The organism is Yeosuana marina, assembly GCF_011762485.1.
Lineage (GTDB): Bacteria > Bacteroidota > Bacteroidia > Flavobacteriales > Flavobacteriaceae > Yeosuana > Yeosuana marina.
In genome coordinates this window covers 233900-250132 of the sequence record NZ_JAAKGI010000007.1, presented here as the reverse complement: position 1 = coordinate 250132, position 16233 = coordinate 233900, and the positions used below count along the sequence as shown (strand labels likewise).

Genomic DNA, 16233 nt, shown 5'->3' with positions numbered 1-16233 from the left:
ATGCCATACAGAAAATATGAAGAGTATAATATTCAAGTAACAGATGATGTTAAAGACAGATATAAAAACATTATTACAGATTTGGGTGAAGATGTTACGCGTGACGGGTTACAAAAGACTCCAGAGCGTGCCGCAAAAGCGATGCAGTTTTTAACACAAGGTTATAACCAAGATCCCGTTGAGATTCTTAAAAGCGCTATGTTTAAGGAGTCTTACAACGAAATGGTTATTGTAAAAGATATCGAATTGTATTCGCTTTGTGAGCATCATATTTTACCTTTTTTTGGTAAAGCGCACATTGCTTATATTCCTAACGGACAAATTGTGGGGTTAAGCAAATTACCTAGAATAGTCGATGTGTTTGCTAGAAGACTTCAAGTACAAGAACGTTTAACGGAACAGATATTAGATTGCATCAATGATACTTTAAAACCCCAAGGAGTCGCTGTTGTTATTGAAGCGTCTCATATGTGTATGATGATGCGCGGTGTGCAGAAACAAAATTCAATTACAACCACATCTGGATTTAGAGGACAGTTTGAAAAAATAGAAACACGCAATGAGTTTTTAAAACTCATAGGCAAATAGATTTTTTGGTATATTTCTTGTTATTTAGTCGATGTTAATCTTTAAATATGAGTAAATACAACAAACTAATTATAGGAATACTACTTGATGCTATAGGCTATGTGTCGTTTTTAATTCCCGGAATAGGGGAGTTTTCAGATATTGTTTGGGCACCAATTTCAGCTTGGATTATGACTAAACTTTATAAAGGTAGATCAGGAAAGGTAGCAGCCGTTATAAATTTTGTTGAAGAGGTATTGCCGGGAGTTGATGTAGTGCCAACTTTTACACTTATGTGGCTGTATACTTATGTGTTTAATAAGAAAAAACAATTGATAAAAATTTAAATAAATGAGGCTGTTTAAAATTTTTAGACAGCCTCATTTATTTTTTAAAGTTTATAAGTAACTCCAAAAGTTATATTTCTTCCCATATTGTAAATTCCTTCTGTTTTAAAACGAGACAGATGATTTATGTAAGCCTTATCCGTTAAATTAGTTCCCGATATACTTACAATAGCTTCCTTATTAAACAGTTTAAAACTTCCTCCTAAACCAGCACTTAATAAATTATATCCACTTGTAGGGGTTTCAAAAGCACCTGTATTATTTTGGGCAAACGTACTTTGTAATGCAACAAAAGCATACCCATTTTTTAACCACGATTTATCAAATTCAACACGTAAGGTATTTTTTATTGAATTTGCAGGAATTAAAGGTAAATAGGCATCACTTGTTAGTTTTCCGGTAACTGTTTCAAAACTAGACTCAATATGCAACCAATCTAGCGGATGAGGATGTAGGTGAAAACCAACTTCACCACCATAAAGATTCGCATTGTTTTGAGAATAAACATACACATCGTTACCATCAATAGTTTGTCCGTTTGGAGCTATAAAAATGTAGTCGTTAATTTTATTATAGAATCCGTTTGCATAAAATTCTATATGCTTGTTTTTATATTCTAACGCGACATCAGTTTGAAAATTTTGCTCAATTTTCAAGTCAATATTTCCTTTTTCATACCTGTTGGTTCCTTCGTGCACTCCATCAACTGTTAACTCAGCTAAATTAGGAGCTCTAAAACCTGATGCTAAATTTACTCTAGCCGTTAAATTTTTGGCAATATCGGTTTTAACACCAGCGGCTCCGTTAAAGCTATTAAACTGTCTTTTTTCACCAGAATCTGTATCATTAACATTTCTATTATCAAAACGGGCACCAAGTTGTACATCCGCTTTTTCAAAATGGATATGAGATACTGCTAATACACCAATGTCATTAACTCTGGCATTCGGAATTAAAAACTCTTCTCCATACGTGCCATTAGTTTGATCCATTCCTTGAACGCCTACAATAGTTTCAAACTTACCAAGTTTTGGCATGTTATATTTGATATCGTAATTAAAGGTTTTTAACTTTAGATGCAAGCCAGCTTCGTCGTAACCTAGCTCTTCACCAAATTCTTTTCTATCATTGTAAATATATCCTAAGTTGACATCTAAACTAGAGTTATTGAAAAATATAGTAGATTTTGAGCTAAATACATGGTTACCAATTTCTTGAAATCCTAAAAGTGGGGTTCTTCTTTTAGATTGTACACCTATTTCTTCCGTAAGTCCTGGTTTTAAAAAGTTTAAATTGTATCTAAATTCTGTTTTAAATTTGGTTCCAAGGTAGCCAACACCTGCTTTAAAATCTTGTTCTCTAAAACGAGAATTTGTAACACGGTAATCTTTTGTATTATAATCTGAATGTTCTGCAAGATTTCCTCTAAACAAGAATTGCCAATGGTCGTCTGATGATTTATATCCGGCATTAGTGCTATAACCTAGTGTATTGCTATAGTATTTTCCGCCAAAATCTGCGGCTGATGTATTGGCATTTGCAAATTTTTCAGGATTTAAATAGAGTACACCTCCAAGTGCATCACTTCCGTAAAGTAAAGAAGCGGGGCCTTTAATGACTTCAACACTTTCAATCCCAGAACTGTTGATACCAAGACCATGCTCATCCCCAAATTGTTGGTTTTCTAAACGAACCCCTTGTGTGTAAACTAAAACTCTATTATAACTTAAGCCTCTAATAACGGGTTTCCCTATGCTTAATCCAGTTGTAACGCTTTCAACACCAGGGATTTGTGTTATGCCTTCTGATAAGTTTACGGCTCCTTTTTGTTCTAATTCATTAACCGTTTGTCGCTCAACTTTCATAACATTTTCGCTTTGTAATTTATGAAAGGGAGTGGAGACAATCACTTGTTCCATTTCAAGAGCAGAAGGCTTCATGAGGATACTTAAAGGTTCTTTGGTCGGAATTGTAATATTTAGCGATTGCGTTTCATAACCAATAAATGAGACTATCATTTTGTAAGTTCCTGTTGGCATATTTTCAATAGTAAAAGAGCCATCATCATTGGTGCTAACTCCTTTTTCAAGGGTTGGAAAATAAACATTAGCAAAAGCTATTGCTTCTTTTGTGTCATTATCAATTACAGTTCCTTCTAAGGTGTTTTGAGAGTATAAAAGTGTTGTTGCCATAAGCAACATCAGGTTTATTATGTGTTTCATGTAAATATTTTTTAATTATAATAAAGTGTTAGTTACTGCATTATAAGTTTTATGCGTAACTATTTTAATTGGTTATTTTTTTTGATTTTCTGAATAACATCAGAATAAATGCGAAGTTTAAACGAGTGCAGGCGGGCCGCGAAGTGAAAAATGTAGTTGTTGGTAACTGTTTAAAAAATAATACTGAGAAGTAATTTCAAGTTGTTTTTCTAGAGGAGAAAACAGTTTTACATTAAAAACTGGAGGCGTAATATGAGGAATGTAAACTTTGAATTTATAAAAATCACAATTTACATTGACTTCATGTAAATGCGAATTTTTAACTACTCCTAAACAAATATCATCCTTATGATTGGTGAAAAGGTGATCGAACTTATGTACATATGGATATAATACCGATACAGCTAACAGCAGTGATAGTATTTTAAATGTGATATGTTCTCTAATAAATCGCATTAATCTACAAACTTTTTTAATCCAAATCTACGAATCATTTTCTTTTCAAAATTCCAGAAAAATTTGAATTGACCAAAAAGCCAACCAATTAAAACGAGTAGTATTTGATAAAAAATAAATCCAATAATAATATATAATACCCAATACGCAAAAGGATTTAAGTTTTCTTTAGTAATTCCAATGAACTTGATAATGGGCTTAGCCACATAAACAGAAGACGATCCGGTAGTAGCAAACACTAAAAATATGCTTATCATTTCCCATTTATGTGAGACTTTCCATTTGGTTTCTAGTTTTTTAAAAAGCAATAAAATGAATTTTAACAGTATAATAAATACAAGTATTGTTGTGAAAGTAGTAAAACTAAAGTGTACGTCTTTAAGAAACGAAAAAACAAACTTAAAGGATAAATATCCAAGAATAAGTGTCCCTAGTAATGGGAAAAGGAGTTGCCAGTTTTGTTTAATTTCCCAATGGTCTTTAAATTTCTCCACACATTATAATTTGTGGCAAAACTATTAAATTCTTGGAACAAAACCAGCTAGTTGTTGCTTGTATTTTAATTGAAAGTATATAAAATAGTTGTATAATTTATAATTAACCTCATAACCGTAGTCAATTCCTGGACGGTAATCTATTTGCATTTCGTACAAATTTGGATTGTATCTCAGCGGTTGAAGAACTCTATTATTCCATTCAGAAACATACATAAGGTTCTTATTTTCTAAATATCCTTGCGAATAATACCCTTCGGGTTTTGCTATGCTAGATAACCAAAAATTAAAACCTGGTTCAATAATGATGATTTCATATTCTAAATCTTCATTTACAATGCTCACCGTATCATTGGCAACAGTTTTATTGATTTCTGTTGTGTCATTATAAGCTTGTAGATCCTTGTTTGTATGAACAATTTTTGTAGTGTTACAACCAACAAGAAAGCCAAAGACTATAAGGGTATAAATGCTAGTTTTCATAGGACGAAATTTTCTATTCAATTTACAAAAAGGATTATGGAAATCCTTGTTTTTAATATACTTTAACAAAAAACGCCAATTAAAAATAATTGACGTTTTTATATATTATTTTGAGTATAGTATTATTTTCCTCCAAAAAGACCACCTAGTAAACCACCAAGACCACTTTTCTTTTTAGAACCGCCTAAAACCATACCTGCAACGTCATCAATAACACTGCCATCTCCATCAGCATCAAGTATAGATTCTAAGAAATTTTGTTCTTGATTTGCAGAATTTCCGCTAAGTAAACCTCCTAATAAACTTTCTACTCCATTAGAACTACTAACGTTTTGCTGTTTGGCTTGTTTTCCTAAATACCCCATTATTAATGGCGCTGCTACTTTTAATATTTGAGCTACAGTTGCAGCATCCATTCCAGATTTCTGACTAAGAGCATTTTCTACATGTTGTTGTTTTCCACCTAATACGTGTCCTAAAATTTTAGAACCGTCATCTATAACACTTGAATCAACACCACCTTCAAATAAACCACCAAGATTATCTAAGATACTACCATCATGTTTATTGCCTAACGCTCCTAATAAGCCTTCAGCACCTTCAGGGGTTGCTGCATTACGTTTCATAGCTGCCATTAAAACGGGTAAAGCCATGGTTAAAACATCTTGTGTTTTGTTTTGAGGTTGATTGGTTTGATTAGAAACACCATTAATAATTGTCTTACCTAAGTCACTGTTTAATAAGTCTAATATTCCTGACATAAATTTAATTTTAAAGAGGTTTAAAAATTTGGATTAAATTACAAAAAAAGTCCTATACACTATGTATAGGACCCAAATATAACCTTTTGGTCACATTATTTTAAATTTATCCTAGAATGCTAATGATTTGCGACGCTAATTCAGTACCTATTCTATCTTGAGCTTCATTAGTAGCAGCTCCGGTATGAGGTGTTAATGATAACGCAGGATTCATTAATAACTGCATTTCTGGTTTTGGTTCTTTTTCAAAAACATCTAAAGCTGCTCTGGCTACTTTGCCATTTTCAATAGCTTTTACTAATGCGACTTCATTAATAACTCCACCACGTGCAGCATTGACTATAATTACACCATCTTTCATCATGTTAAACTCAGCTTCATCAATGACATAGTCTTTTTGAGCGGGTACATGTAAGGTGATAAAATCAGCTTGTTTTAAAACCTCTTCTTTAGAAATAGTTTCAATTTCAAAATTTACTTTTTGTCCATCAAAAAATTCTAATTCTAAATTAGCTTTTTCTAAAAACGGATCAAAAGCAATTACTTTCATGCCAGCTCCTAGAGCAACTTTAGCGGTAGCTTGACCAATACGACCAAATCCTAAAACACCTAAAGTTTTTCCTTTTAACTCTGTTCCTTTGGCGTAGGCTTTTTTCAATCCTTTAAAATTAGTATCACCTTCTAAAGGCATATCGCGGTTAGAATTATGTAAAAATCGAGATAAGCCATATAAATGACCAAATACTAATTCGGCCACAGAGTGAGATGATGCCGCCGGTGTATTGATTACATGAAGTCCTTTACTTTTTGCGTACTCCACATCAATATTATCCATACCAACACCACCACGTCCAATAATTTTTAAACTTGGGCAGGAATCAATAAGGTCTTTACGAACAGTTGTAGCACTACGAACTAGTAATACACTTATTTGGTGCTCGTTAATATAATTTATTAATTGCTCTTGTGCTACGGTTGTAGTGATCACTTCATAACCACCTTTTTCAAGGGCATCTATTCCACTTTTTGAAATACCGTCGTTTGCTAATACTTTCATTTATCTAAGTTAAAAGTTAAAAGTTAAAAACTAAAAGTTCAGAGAACCATTACTAATGTAACTTGTAATTATATTATGTTTTTTTGTCATTTTTAATGAGATTACGCCACTTCGTTCGGAATGACGGTTTAAGCTTTACTTTCCAGTTCACTCATGACTTCTACCAATACTTTCACGCTTTCTATTGGTAAAGCGTTATACATAGATGCTCTATAGCCTCCAACACTTCTATGTCCATTCAAGCCGCTAATACCAGCTTCTTTTAACATGGTTTCAAATGTTTCTTTTAAGTTTTCATTTTGAAGGGTGAAGGTTGCATTCATGCTCGATCTGTCTTCTTTAGTAGAAAATCCTTTAAATAGTGGATTTAAATCTATTTCAGAATATATCAAAGTAGCTTTCTTTTCATTTGCTTCTTCAATTTTAGAAATACCACCTGACTTTTTAATCCATTCTAAAGTTAGCATAGACGTATAAACAGCAAAAACAGGAGGCGTGTTATACATACTGCCAGAACCTATATGTAATTTATAATCCATCATTGATGGAATTTTACGAGATACTTTACCTAATATATCTTCTTTTACCACGACTAATGTTGTTCCTGCGGGTCCCATATTTTTTTGAGCACCTGCATAGATTAAGTCAAATTTTGAAAAATCTAACACCCGTGAAAAAATATCACTACTCATATCGCATACCATTGGTATTGGAGAGTTTGGAAATGATTTCATTTGCGTTCCAAAAATGGTGTTGTTTGAAGTACAGTGGAAATAATCATAATCTTCAGGAATATCGTATCCTTTTGGTATATAATTGAAGTTTGCACTTTCAGAAGAAGCCACTTCATATATATCATCTAATATTCTTGCTTCTTTAATGGCTTTTTTACTCCAAGTTCCTGTGTTTAAATACCCGGCTCTTTTTTCTAAAAGATTCATGGCAACCATTAAAAATTGAGTACTTGCTCCACCTTGTAAAAACAATGCTTTGTAACCTTTTCCTTCTAATCCTAAAAGTTCTAAAACCAAAGATCTGGCATTCTCCATAACGTCCACAAAACCTTTGCTTCGGTGTGAAATTTCTAATAAGGATAAGCCTTCATTGTTAAAATCAATGACAGCGTGAGACGCTTTTAATAAGACCTCTTGAGGTAAGATACTTGGTCCAGCACTAAAGTTATGTTTTTTCATTTTTATGATAATTATTTGTGATAATTAATTGTTGCAAAGTTCCTAATTAATTGATGATTTTATGTTGTTAATTCAATAATTTTTTCGTCAAATTGATAATAAAAATTCAATAGAATCGACATCATCCGCATAATCCCAAAGTTGAGGTTTTTGTGTGTTGCCAAAAGCAACTTCTTTTTCAGTAAATCCGTTGGATACGATACATTGAATAGCGTCTTTTTCACTTTTCAATTTTTCTTTCAATAGCTCTTTAGAGTCATAAAACTCATAAAAAACAGTGGCAATAGGCGAGGCGTAGCTGGTATCTTCCTTAATCATTAAGAACCCATTTTCTAGCATGTCAAATTCACTCATCAAATATACCGCTTTGTTATAGTCGTAATTATTAGCATATTTAGTTTGTTCAATAATGGGGTGCCAGTGGTAAACGCCCTGAAAAAACAAATCGAAATCATAGTTTTTGGGAACATATAATTTAGACACGTTTCTACAACCTAACCCATAATATCTAAAAATGTCTTCTGATAGTGCTTGAAGCTCTTCCAAGCTTTCATTACCGCTTAAAACGGCGACAGAGTTTCTATTGTTTCTTATGATGGATGGTTTGCCTTTAAAATAGTATTCAAAGTAGCGTGCAGTATTATTACTTCCAGTGGCTATTACAGCATCAAAACCTTCTAGTTTATCTTCGGTAAATGTCATGGTGCCTTTAAATTCTGGCTCACCATATTCTAAATATTTAGCTAAATACGGAAGTAGATGTTTGTCGTTAGATGACTGCTTAACCAAAGTATGATGACCACATAGTAAAACCGATAAAAAATCATGAAACCCAACCAGTGGAATATTTCCAGCCATCACAATAGCCACTTGTTTAGGGGATTTAGTGGTAATTTTATAGGGAGATAGCCATTTGTTTATGTTTTCTGAAGTTAAAGATTCTGACCAGCCTTTAAGCGCAAACGCCATATTTTCTTTTGTAAACCAGCCATTATGCTCTTCGGCTAATTTTAATTGATGTTTAAAGCCATCAAAAAATAACTCGTTGTATTGTACAGTTTCTTTTTTTTGAATTATTTCATTAGAAAACTGACTTAAAAACTCTCCTAATTTTACAAAAGCGTTAATTCTTTGCTGTAAATTCATTCTGTATTTGGTTATGAATGGTTTTGGCTTTATTTTTGTCATTGCAAATTTAGAAAAAGAAAATGCTATGGCAATTATAATAACAGATGAATGTATAAATTGTGGTGCTTGTGAACCAGAATGTCCAAATACTGCGATATATGAAGCGGCTGATGACTGGCGCTATAATGACGGAACCAGTTTAAAAGGAAAAGTTGTTTTAACCAATGGAAAAGAGGTTGATGCTGATGAAGCTCAAGAACCGGTAAGTGATGAGGTGTATTACATTGTGCCCGATAAATGTACCGAATGTAAAGGGTTTCATGATGAGCCACAATGTGCAGCTGTATGTCCTGTAGATTGTTGTGTGCCGGATGACAATCATGTAGAAACCGAAGAAGTGTTGTTAGCAAAACAACGTTTTATGCATCCAGAAGATTAGTCGATATTCGACATTACATTATAAAATCCTGAGCCTTGGCTTGGGATTTTTTGTTTATAACTGTTAATCTTCCAACTTTTAATCTTGGGAGATAAAGATTAACTTCGCATATCTCGCTATTTTTAAAAACATAAAATTGTTTTAAACTACTTTATTAAAATTTAATTGTAAATGATAAGACCTTATATATTAGCCGAAACAAACTGGAAACATTTAAAAAACGAAACCATCGAATTAGCAGTTCTGCCATGGGGTGCTACTGAAGCGCATAATTATCATTTGCCATATGGGACTGATATTTTTGAAGGAGAATCCATTGCTGCCGAATCGGCAAGAATAGCCTGGGATAAGGGTGCAAAAGTAATGGTTTTACCATCTATTCCATTTGGCGTTAACACAGGGCAATCAGATATTTATTTAGATATCAATTTAAACCCCAGTACCCAATTTTCTATTTTAAGTGATGTTATTGAAGTGCTAAATAGACAAGGTATTTATAAATTAATGGTTCTTAATAGTCATGGTGGTAACGACTTAAAATCTATTATTAGAGAACTTGGTTTAAAATATCCAAAAATGTTTCTCTGTATTACCAACTGGTTCAAATCGTTAGATAAAAGCATTTATTTTGAGGCTTCTGGTGATCATGCCGATGAAATGGAAACAAGTCTTATTCTTTATTTAAAACCTGAATTGGTTTTGCCAAAAGCAGAGTGGGGTGACGGCAAGGAAAAGAAAAATAAAATTAAAGGATTTTCTGAGGATTGGGCTTGGACTGAACGCCCATGGTCGCAAATAAGTGAGGATACTGGCGTAGGGAATCCTAAAGCATCAACTCGCGAAAAAGGAGAAAAATTTTTTAATGCAGTCTGCGAAAAAATGTCTCGTTTGATGATCGATATTTCAAATGCTGATACCAATAACTTATACGAATAAAAACTTGAGCTATTGGTTTCGTGTTTTTTATTTAAAAATAACTTTAATAAATCGTTGGTTTTTTAAATTATCAATATCTTGACCAAACATTAAAAGGGTATTGTCATCTATCCAATTATATAAACTTGGTCTTATTGTAACGCCTTCAAGCTCTTCCTTAGTACATAATATGTGTCTTGTATAGTTCCCTTCTGCATCTATTTTTGTACTTAAAAAAACACTTTCATCAGAGCCAAATGAATTAGCTATAAACCCAGTTTTATGATTCAGGTTTTTTGAGTTGCCATTGTAAAACAGGTAAATCGCATCATTTTTTAAAATAGGAAAAAAAGAATTGTAGATATAAATATTCGCTTTTTCGTTTCTTTTACCAATTTTATTGGACCAAATAACATTGCCTTGATTATCTAGTTTAATAGCTGCAATATTATCACTGTAATAAGTTGTTATATAATTATAGGTAAAGGATCTGTTTTGTTCTGCTAAAACTAATAGCTCATCATTGTCAAGTTTTATAGTATTTTTTAAAATGTAGTTTGGATTTTCGCGTTTACCTTCGTTGTATTTTAATATCGCTTTATCTTTCTTTTTACCATCACTCATTAATTTTGAAAAGAATTCAGTCGATAATGTATTGTAATTAGCATACAACTGTTTACCTGTTTCCAAATCTATCTTTGCAGAAAAAACACCTGTCATGGCATACATGTCTTTCACAGAAAACAACCCCGTTAGTACTAATTTATTATCATCAAATAAGGCTGTACTTAAATGTCTTAAATGAACGTTGTTAGATCTTATTTTTGTTAATAATTTTAGATTATCAGACGTTACTTTAAATAATTGAAATTCATATTGATGCTTGGATTCATCACTTAAAATTTTTGAACTATCATACACTTTGCACAAAACAAATAGTTCTTTGTTTTTATTAGAAAAAACACTTCGAATTGATAACACATCGTTATTATACGGAAACTCATATGTGGTATTAGTTTGTTCTACAAAACTAGAATCAAATGTTTGCACTCTTATTTTAGCCGTTTCTTTATTTTTATTAGGAATGGTATAAAAAAGCGTAATTGTATTTTCATCATCACTTATAATAAACCTACTTATAGAATTGTTGGCATTTTTAGTATCATTTTCAATTTCGGTAATGAATTTTTTTTCGCTCAACTCAAAAGTGTTTAGGTTGACTAATTGATAGTAATATTTTTTACCTGTATCAGTCATTAAACTGAAAACATGTATAATATTATCGTTTATTTTAGTAACTCCAAGAGAACTAAATTTATCCTCGTAGGTGTCATCTTTTAAATTTAATTCCTGTCTAGATGGTGTTAAATCTAAGTTGAATTTTCTTAAAAACATATCGTCACCTTGGCCATATTTACCTTCAGAATATAGCATGTAGTAGCCGTTTTCATCTTTACCAACAATATCAAAAGGAATCTCTCTTTTCTCATTTTTAAAAACGGCTCCATATTCAATTTGAATATCATTTTGACTATATACTGAGGCAAAACTTAGGTAACATAAAAAAAGAATAAAATATGTTTTCATTTCAAAAAATTAGTATGAATTGTATCATCCAAATATAGCTACAAAATCAAATCGATGTAATAAAAAAATAAAAATAATACGTAGAAATTTTTGGTGTTTTATTATTACTTACTTAAGAGAATATCAAATAGTTCTTTTAGGTTTAATTATATTTGGAATATCTCATATCTTGATAGATAAAAGACGTGAATAATAGTTAAACATTATTTTAAAATGAACTATAACAAATACATTAAAACATCTCCGTTAGTATCTGAAATTGGTTTAGGCGCATGGCAATTGGGAGAAAATTCCGGTTGGAAATCTATGTCCGAAAAAGAGGCGATGGATATGGTTTTTAAAGCCATAGAATTAGGTGTTAATTTTTTTGATACATCTCCAAATTATGGTCTCGGAACCAGCGAATTACGACTTGGAAAAGCACTTAAGTCTTTTGATAGAAGTAAGCTGGTTGTTAATACAAAATTCGGTCATACAGCCGAAGGTAAAACGAATTATGACGCCAATTATATTAGAACCTCTTTAGAAGGTAGTTTAAAACGATTGCAAGTAGATTATCTAGATTCGCTCATTTTACACAGTCCGCCTTCAGAATATTTGGATGGCAATAATAATCCGCATTACGAAATCTTGGAACGTTTGATTGAGGAAGGTAAAATACGAGCGTATGGAGCGTCTTTAGATACTTATAACGATATGAAATTGTTTATGGATACCACTAATGGTAATGTTATTGAAGCCTTTTTTAATATCCTTCATCAAGATACAGCCAAAGCATTTAAAACAGCTATAGAAAAAGAGGTTGGTATTATTGTGAAAATTCCGCTCGATTCTGGTTGGCTTTCTGGCAAATATAATGCTGAAAGTACGTTTAACGATATTAGAAAACGGTGGTCTAAAACGGATATTTCCACAAGAAGTCTTTTAGTAGACAAGGTAAAACATATAGTTGGAGCAGAGGATAATCTGGCTCAAAAAGCCTTATCGTTTTGTTTAGCCTATGAGGCTGTTTCGACCGTTATTCCGGGTAATACTTCAATCAGGCAACTTAAAAATAATATTGAAAGTACCAAAAGGCCACTTTCCAAAGAACTGGTTATAAACCTAGAAGACTTTTATCAAAACGAGGTGGAACATTTAAAGCTGCCTTGGTAGGTTGAATCTGTTTTAATAAAAATTAAAAACATGAAATACCAAAAAATAATACTTGTTGCTATTGTATGCCTTGTTTTTAGTTGCTCATCGGTCAAAAAAACCGCATTAATTTCTAATAATAATACAGAACCCACTATGGCTAAATTTGAACCAGCCGACGGCGAATGTCTTTTTTTTATCGGGCAAGATCTCAGAGCTGTTGGAGGTCTTGATAATTACACCGATGGCTATTGCGACCATTTTGATGTTCCTGCGGGTGTAACCGTTTATACTGGGTTTTCACCGGGCGCAGAATCGTTTGGATATATACAGAAAGGGAATGACGGCATTAAAACCGTTGCCAATTGGGGAGCTGAAGATAACTGCGCTCAATATTACCTTGATGATGCAGATTTTAATCATAGCATGATTGCTATAGGATTATCTATAGTAGGTAATGAAAAAAAGACAGCGAATGGAAAACACAACCATCTAATAAGAGAACTCGCAGAATGGATTAAAGCGAGTAATCGACCTATTTTTTTGCGAGTAGGGTACGAATTTGATGGTTGGGATTGGAATCATTACAACAAAAAGGATTATCTAGCCGCCTGGAAACATATTCATGCTATGTTTGATGATATGAACGTCACGAATGTGGCTTTTGTTTGGCAATCTAAAGGAAAGGGTTCCAATCAAGATATTCTTGAAGCATGGTATCCTGGTGATGATTTAGTAGATTGGTGTGCCTATTCCTATTTTGATAATACAGATCAAGAAATGCTAACTTTTGCCAGAAAACATAAAAAACCCGTTTTTATTGCTGAAGCAACGCCCATTTTATATGATGGCGGACTTTTTTTTGATACCGATCTTTCTAAACCAAACATAGCAAAAGAAGCGTGGGAATCGTGGTTTATACCTTTTTTTAATACGCTTAACCAAAACAAGGATGTTATTAAAGCATTCTCGTATATTAATGTAGATTGGTCTGTACAGCCTATGTGGATAAATAATGATTTGTTTAAACATGTAGATTCACGTATCCAGGAAAGTGAGTTTATTTCAAAAAAATGGCAGGAAGAAATCTCTAAACCAAGGTATTTAAAACCTAGCGCAGAATTGTGGACTCATCTTCAAAATGGGCGATAAAAAAACTACTAAATTATTAATAGATAAAGCGTGTTTTATAAGGCATTCTAAACAGGTTAGATGTAATTTTTTGTTTATAACTGTTTATAAGTTTGATTTTAATTTTGTAGGATTTGTATTAAATTAGCATACTGGTTGATATGAAATATTGAAGTGATTTCATAACAATACCTTGTACTAAATTCAAACAAAAATGTCCGATACCATTCAAATTTTACTTGCTAGCTCATTACTTGCAGGGATAGTCTCAGCAGTAATCTCGTATTGGACATCAATCGGATTAAAGAAATTGGAGTTTAGAAACGAGTATTATAAAGAAATTTTGAAAAAGAGGTTACATGCATATGAGTTCATTGAGAATCAAATTGCCGTGATGAAAGCTGTAGCGTTAGGGGATGATAATAAACCTTATCACTCATTGCTAGGAAATGGTGAAAAGGAGTTCTATAAATTTCAGGAAAACTTGATGTTAGCAATATCATACAGCCTTTGGATTGATAAAAAAACAAATAAAACTTTAGAAGAAATAAACAGTCTTTTTTTCAATATTGGAAATCATATACATAAAAAATCTGATTTCGAAATTGAACAAATTGGAAAAAAATATTATGACAGGATATCCGAATTAAGAATGCAGCTAGAAGCGGATTTAAGAAATGGACTTTATGATTTGCACGACGTAAAAAAAATATTTAAACAAAAAAATCTAAAGAAAAAACGAGTCATTAAAAAAGAATAAAAACTAAGTAAAAATTGTATAAATGATAAGCCTCATTCAAAAAAACAATTTAATCCTCGCCCTTAAACTCCTTCATTTCAGTGGATGGTTCCAACGTCTGGTCTTGTTTCCAAATACTGGCATCATAGCTATGTAGCGTTACGTAAGGCACGTTTTTGTCTTCGGTTACCTTTTTAAAATCATCTAAGCTTATTTTGCTGTTGCTGGTAAGTAATAATTCTTGTTTCGTTAAAATGTCACCTTCAATGGTAAAGTCAAAACTGGTTTTATTTTTCTCCGGGCTGTTTTCAATAAATTTTAAAGGTCTGCTCACATAAAAATAGCGTCCTTCTTCAAATTTTATATAGTGTGGCTGGTATTTGTTTACAGAGTCCTTTTGGTAAATAATGGTTCCTCTTCGCATGTTTTCAATATACTTAACACCTAAAATTAATTTTAAATTCACTTTTTGACCACGTTTGCCATCGGCATATTTAAAATCTACTTTTGTAATAGCATAGGTGCTATCTGCAATAAAAAGTTTACCCGTGTATTTAGCTTTATAACGTCTTGGTTTGTAGTTAATTACGTAAATTAAGTCATCATTAAAATACGAAATGTCTTGAAAACTATACTCGTATAAATCGGCATCTAAAATTTCAGAAGCAAAAGAAGTATTGTAAAATTGAGCACGTTTTAATAACGAAGTTGTTTGCTCTTTTAAATTTTTAATATTGTATTCGTTTTCGGATGTTTTTTTATCTTCTTTCTCATTAAGCGATAAAGAATCTTCAATTTTAAACAGACCCGTTTTAAGCTTATAGGTTATGGTGGTGTCTAAATATTTAAGAATCACATCTTGTGCTCTTTTTTGAACATCTTCAATAGAGAGGTTATTTTTCTGGTCAATGAGTTCGGTTGCTTTTTGAACGACTAATTTTGTTTTCAGAGAGTCATCCATATACAAATCTGCCTTAAAATCTTTAAAATGTTTGGTTTTACTATTGATAATGGCTTTCGATAGGGAGTCTAAACTCTTGTTGGCAGATTCTAATTGTTGCTTTTTAACGTGCGATGTTTTTTCAATATCAAAATTTAAGGTATTAAAATCCATATAAGCGGTTTCTCTTGAAAACACCTCATGTTTATAGAGTTTGCTATCGTAATTTTTGGAAAGGTGTTGTCTTGCTTTTGAAACAATATCATCGGCATTTGGTTTTTCAGCACTTATGTAAACGGTATTGAGCTCGTTGATAGATTCTTCAAGCGCAATAATAAAGTTGAAGGATTTTATGTCTTTAACAGTGATGTTTTTGTTTTTATACCCTAAACACGAAATGGTTATTTGTGCATCATTTGCAACATCGTGCAGCGTAAAATAGCCTTCTTCATTAGAGATTACACCACTATAATCGCCTGTTTTTATATTAGCATACGGTATCGATTTTTTGGTATTGGCGTCTATTAATTTAACCGTTATGTTTTGTGAGTAAACCGATACACTGCCTAAGACTATAAATAGTAAGGGAATTAAATGTTTCATAATTGATGGGTTCGAAGTATCGACGAACAAGCCTGCA

Annotated in this window: 17 protein-coding genes; 7 read left to right on the top strand and 10 right to left on the bottom strand. The window is 32.3% G+C overall.

Going from position 1 to position 16233, the window contains the following annotated elements; all coding sequences use genetic code 11:
• The gene (folE, locus tag G5V56_RS09785) at positions 1–588 is read left to right on the top strand and encodes a GTP cyclohydrolase I FolE (protein WP_166964358.1); all 588 of its coding nucleotides are present in this window, start codon (positions 1–3) and stop codon (positions 586–588) included.
• 47 nt (positions 589–635) lie between these two features.
• Positions 636–914: a hypothetical protein gene (locus G5V56_RS09780; RefSeq protein WP_166964355.1), complete on the top strand. Its 279-nt coding sequence runs from the start codon at positions 636–638 to the stop codon at positions 912–914.
• 44 nt (positions 915–958) lie between these two features.
• On the opposite strand, the gene G5V56_RS09775 is transcribed toward G5V56_RS09780, so the two are convergent.
• The 8 genes from G5V56_RS09775 to G5V56_RS09740 all read right to left on the bottom strand — a co-directional run bounded on the left by G5V56_RS09775 (position 959) and on the right by G5V56_RS09740 (position 8726).
• On the bottom strand, positions 959–3136 hold the full coding sequence (locus G5V56_RS09775) for a TonB-dependent receptor (protein ID WP_166964353.1): 2178 nt from the start codon (positions 3134–3136) through the stop codon (positions 959–961).
• A gap of 117 nt (positions 3137–3253) precedes the next feature.
• Complete coding sequence (locus G5V56_RS09770; RefSeq protein ID WP_166964351.1) at positions 3254–3592, bottom strand: hypothetical protein; 339 nt, start codon at positions 3590–3592, stop codon at positions 3254–3256.
• Complete coding sequence (locus tag G5V56_RS09765; RefSeq protein WP_166964349.1) at positions 3592–4086, bottom strand: DUF6787 family protein; 495 nt, start codon at positions 4084–4086, stop codon at positions 3592–3594. The genes G5V56_RS09770 and G5V56_RS09765 overlap by 1 nt, the downstream gene beginning before the upstream one ends.
• 24 nt (positions 4087–4110) lie before the next feature.
• Positions 4111–4569: a DUF6146 family protein gene (locus G5V56_RS09760; protein WP_166964346.1), complete on the bottom strand. Its 459-nt coding sequence runs from the start codon at positions 4567–4569 to the stop codon at positions 4111–4113.
• A gap of 122 nt (positions 4570–4691) precedes the next feature.
• On the bottom strand, positions 4692–5330 hold the full coding sequence (locus G5V56_RS09755) for a DUF937 domain-containing protein (RefSeq protein ID WP_166964344.1): 639 nt from the start codon (positions 5328–5330) through the stop codon (positions 4692–4694).
• A gap of 106 nt (positions 5331–5436) precedes the next feature.
• The gene (locus tag G5V56_RS09750) at positions 5437–6387 is read right to left on the bottom strand and encodes a D-2-hydroxyacid dehydrogenase (protein WP_166964342.1); all 951 of its coding nucleotides are present in this window, start codon (positions 6385–6387) and stop codon (positions 5437–5439) included.
• Between the two features lie 128 nt (positions 6388–6515).
• Positions 6516–7580 carry a 3-phosphoserine/phosphohydroxythreonine transaminase gene (gene serC, locus G5V56_RS09745; protein ID WP_166964340.1) on the bottom strand — a complete coding sequence of 355 codons (1065 nt, stop codon included), beginning with the start codon at positions 7578–7580 and terminating at the stop codon, positions 6516–6518.
• Between the two features lie 87 nt (positions 7581–7667).
• A complete protein-coding gene (locus G5V56_RS09740; protein ID WP_166964534.1) occupies positions 7668–8726 on the bottom strand; it encodes an acyl-CoA reductase in 1059 nt (352 codons plus the stop codon).
• Positions 8727–8793: 67 nt separating this feature from the next.
• Between G5V56_RS09740 and G5V56_RS09735 the strand changes: the two genes are divergently transcribed.
• Positions 8794–9147 carry a 4Fe-4S dicluster domain-containing protein gene (locus G5V56_RS09735; RefSeq protein ID WP_166964338.1) on the top strand — a complete coding sequence of 118 codons (354 nt, stop codon included), beginning with the start codon at positions 8794–8796 and terminating at the stop codon, positions 9145–9147.
• A 171-nt stretch (positions 9148–9318) separates the two neighbouring features.
• Positions 9319–10083 (top strand): creatininase family protein, encoded by a 765-nt coding sequence (locus G5V56_RS09730; RefSeq protein WP_206285890.1) that lies wholly within the window; start codon positions 9319–9321, stop codon positions 10081–10083.
• 27 nt (positions 10084–10110) lie between these two features.
• Here G5V56_RS09730 and G5V56_RS09725 read toward each other — a convergent pair whose 3' ends face one another.
• Positions 10111–11649, bottom strand: a complete 1539-nt coding sequence (locus G5V56_RS09725) for a hypothetical protein (protein WP_166964336.1) — start codon at positions 11647–11649, stop codon at positions 10111–10113.
• A 213-nt stretch (positions 11650–11862) separates the two neighbouring features.
• Between G5V56_RS09725 and G5V56_RS09720 the strand changes: the two genes are divergently transcribed.
• The 3 genes from G5V56_RS09720 (at position 11863) to G5V56_RS09710 (ending at position 14674) form a co-directional block, all read left to right on the top strand.
• On the top strand, positions 11863–12804 hold the full coding sequence (locus tag G5V56_RS09720; RefSeq protein ID WP_166964334.1) for an aldo/keto reductase: 942 nt from the start codon (positions 11863–11865) through the stop codon (positions 12802–12804).
• 30 nt (positions 12805–12834) lie between these two features.
• Positions 12835–13935, top strand: a complete 1101-nt coding sequence (locus tag G5V56_RS09715) for a glycoside hydrolase family 26 protein (protein WP_240911282.1) — start codon at positions 12835–12837, stop codon at positions 13933–13935.
• Between the two features lie 193 nt (positions 13936–14128).
• Complete coding sequence (locus tag G5V56_RS09710; RefSeq protein WP_166964332.1) at positions 14129–14674, top strand: hypothetical protein; 546 nt, start codon at positions 14129–14131, stop codon at positions 14672–14674.
• 49 nt (positions 14675–14723) lie between these two features.
• On the opposite strand, the gene G5V56_RS09705 is transcribed toward G5V56_RS09710, so the two are convergent.
• Complete coding sequence (locus G5V56_RS09705) at positions 14724–16196, bottom strand: carboxypeptidase-like regulatory domain-containing protein (protein WP_166964330.1); 1473 nt, start codon at positions 16194–16196, stop codon at positions 14724–14726.
• Between the last annotated feature and the right edge of the window lie 37 nt (positions 16197–16233).

Excerpts from the sequence above, each read along its gene's own strand:
- G5V56_RS09770 (WP_166964351.1), bottom strand. The coding sequence starts at position 3,592 with ATGCGATTTATTAGAGAACATATCACATTTAAAATACTATCACTGCTG.
- serC (WP_166964340.1), bottom strand. The coding sequence starts at position 7,580 with ATGAAAAAACATAACTTTAGTGCTGGACCAAGTATCTTACCTCAAGAG.
- G5V56_RS09705 (WP_166964330.1), bottom strand. The coding sequence starts at position 16,196 with ATGAAACATTTAATTCCCTTACTATTTATAGTCTTAGGCAGTGTATCG.
- G5V56_RS09710 (WP_166964332.1), top strand. The coding sequence starts at position 14,129 with ATGTCCGATACCATTCAAATTTTACTTGCTAGCTCATTACTTGCAGGG.
- G5V56_RS09725 (WP_166964336.1), bottom strand. The coding sequence starts at position 11,649 with ATGAAAACATATTTTATTCTTTTTTTATGTTACCTAAGTTTTGCCTCA.
- G5V56_RS09740 (WP_166964534.1), bottom strand. The coding sequence starts at position 8,726 with ATGAATTTACAGCAAAGAATTAACGCTTTTGTAAAATTAGGAGAGTTT.
- G5V56_RS09730 (WP_206285890.1), top strand. The coding sequence starts at position 9,319 with ATGATAAGACCTTATATATTAGCCGAAACAAACTGGAAACATTTAAAA.
- G5V56_RS09735 (WP_166964338.1), top strand. The coding sequence starts at position 8,794 with ATGGCAATTATAATAACAGATGAATGTATAAATTGTGGTGCTTGTGAA.
- folE (WP_166964358.1), top strand. The coding sequence starts at position 1 with ATGCCATACAGAAAATATGAAGAGTATAATATTCAAGTAACAGATGAT.
- G5V56_RS09780 (WP_166964355.1), top strand. The coding sequence starts at position 636 with ATGAGTAAATACAACAAACTAATTATAGGAATACTACTTGATGCTATA.
- G5V56_RS09755 (WP_166964344.1), bottom strand. The coding sequence starts at position 5,330 with ATGTCAGGAATATTAGACTTATTAAACAGTGACTTAGGTAAGACAATT.
- G5V56_RS09775 (WP_166964353.1), bottom strand. The coding sequence starts at position 3,136 with ATGAAACACATAATAAACCTGATGTTGCTTATGGCAACAACACTTTTA.
- G5V56_RS09720 (WP_166964334.1), top strand. The coding sequence starts at position 11,863 with ATGAACTATAACAAATACATTAAAACATCTCCGTTAGTATCTGAAATT.
- G5V56_RS09715 (WP_240911282.1), top strand. The coding sequence starts at position 12,835 with ATGAAATACCAAAAAATAATACTTGTTGCTATTGTATGCCTTGTTTTT.
- G5V56_RS09750 (WP_166964342.1), bottom strand. The coding sequence starts at position 6,387 with ATGAAAGTATTAGCAAACGACGGTATTTCAAAAAGTGGAATAGATGCC.
- G5V56_RS09760 (WP_166964346.1), bottom strand. The coding sequence starts at position 4,569 with ATGAAAACTAGCATTTATACCCTTATAGTCTTTGGCTTTCTTGTTGGT.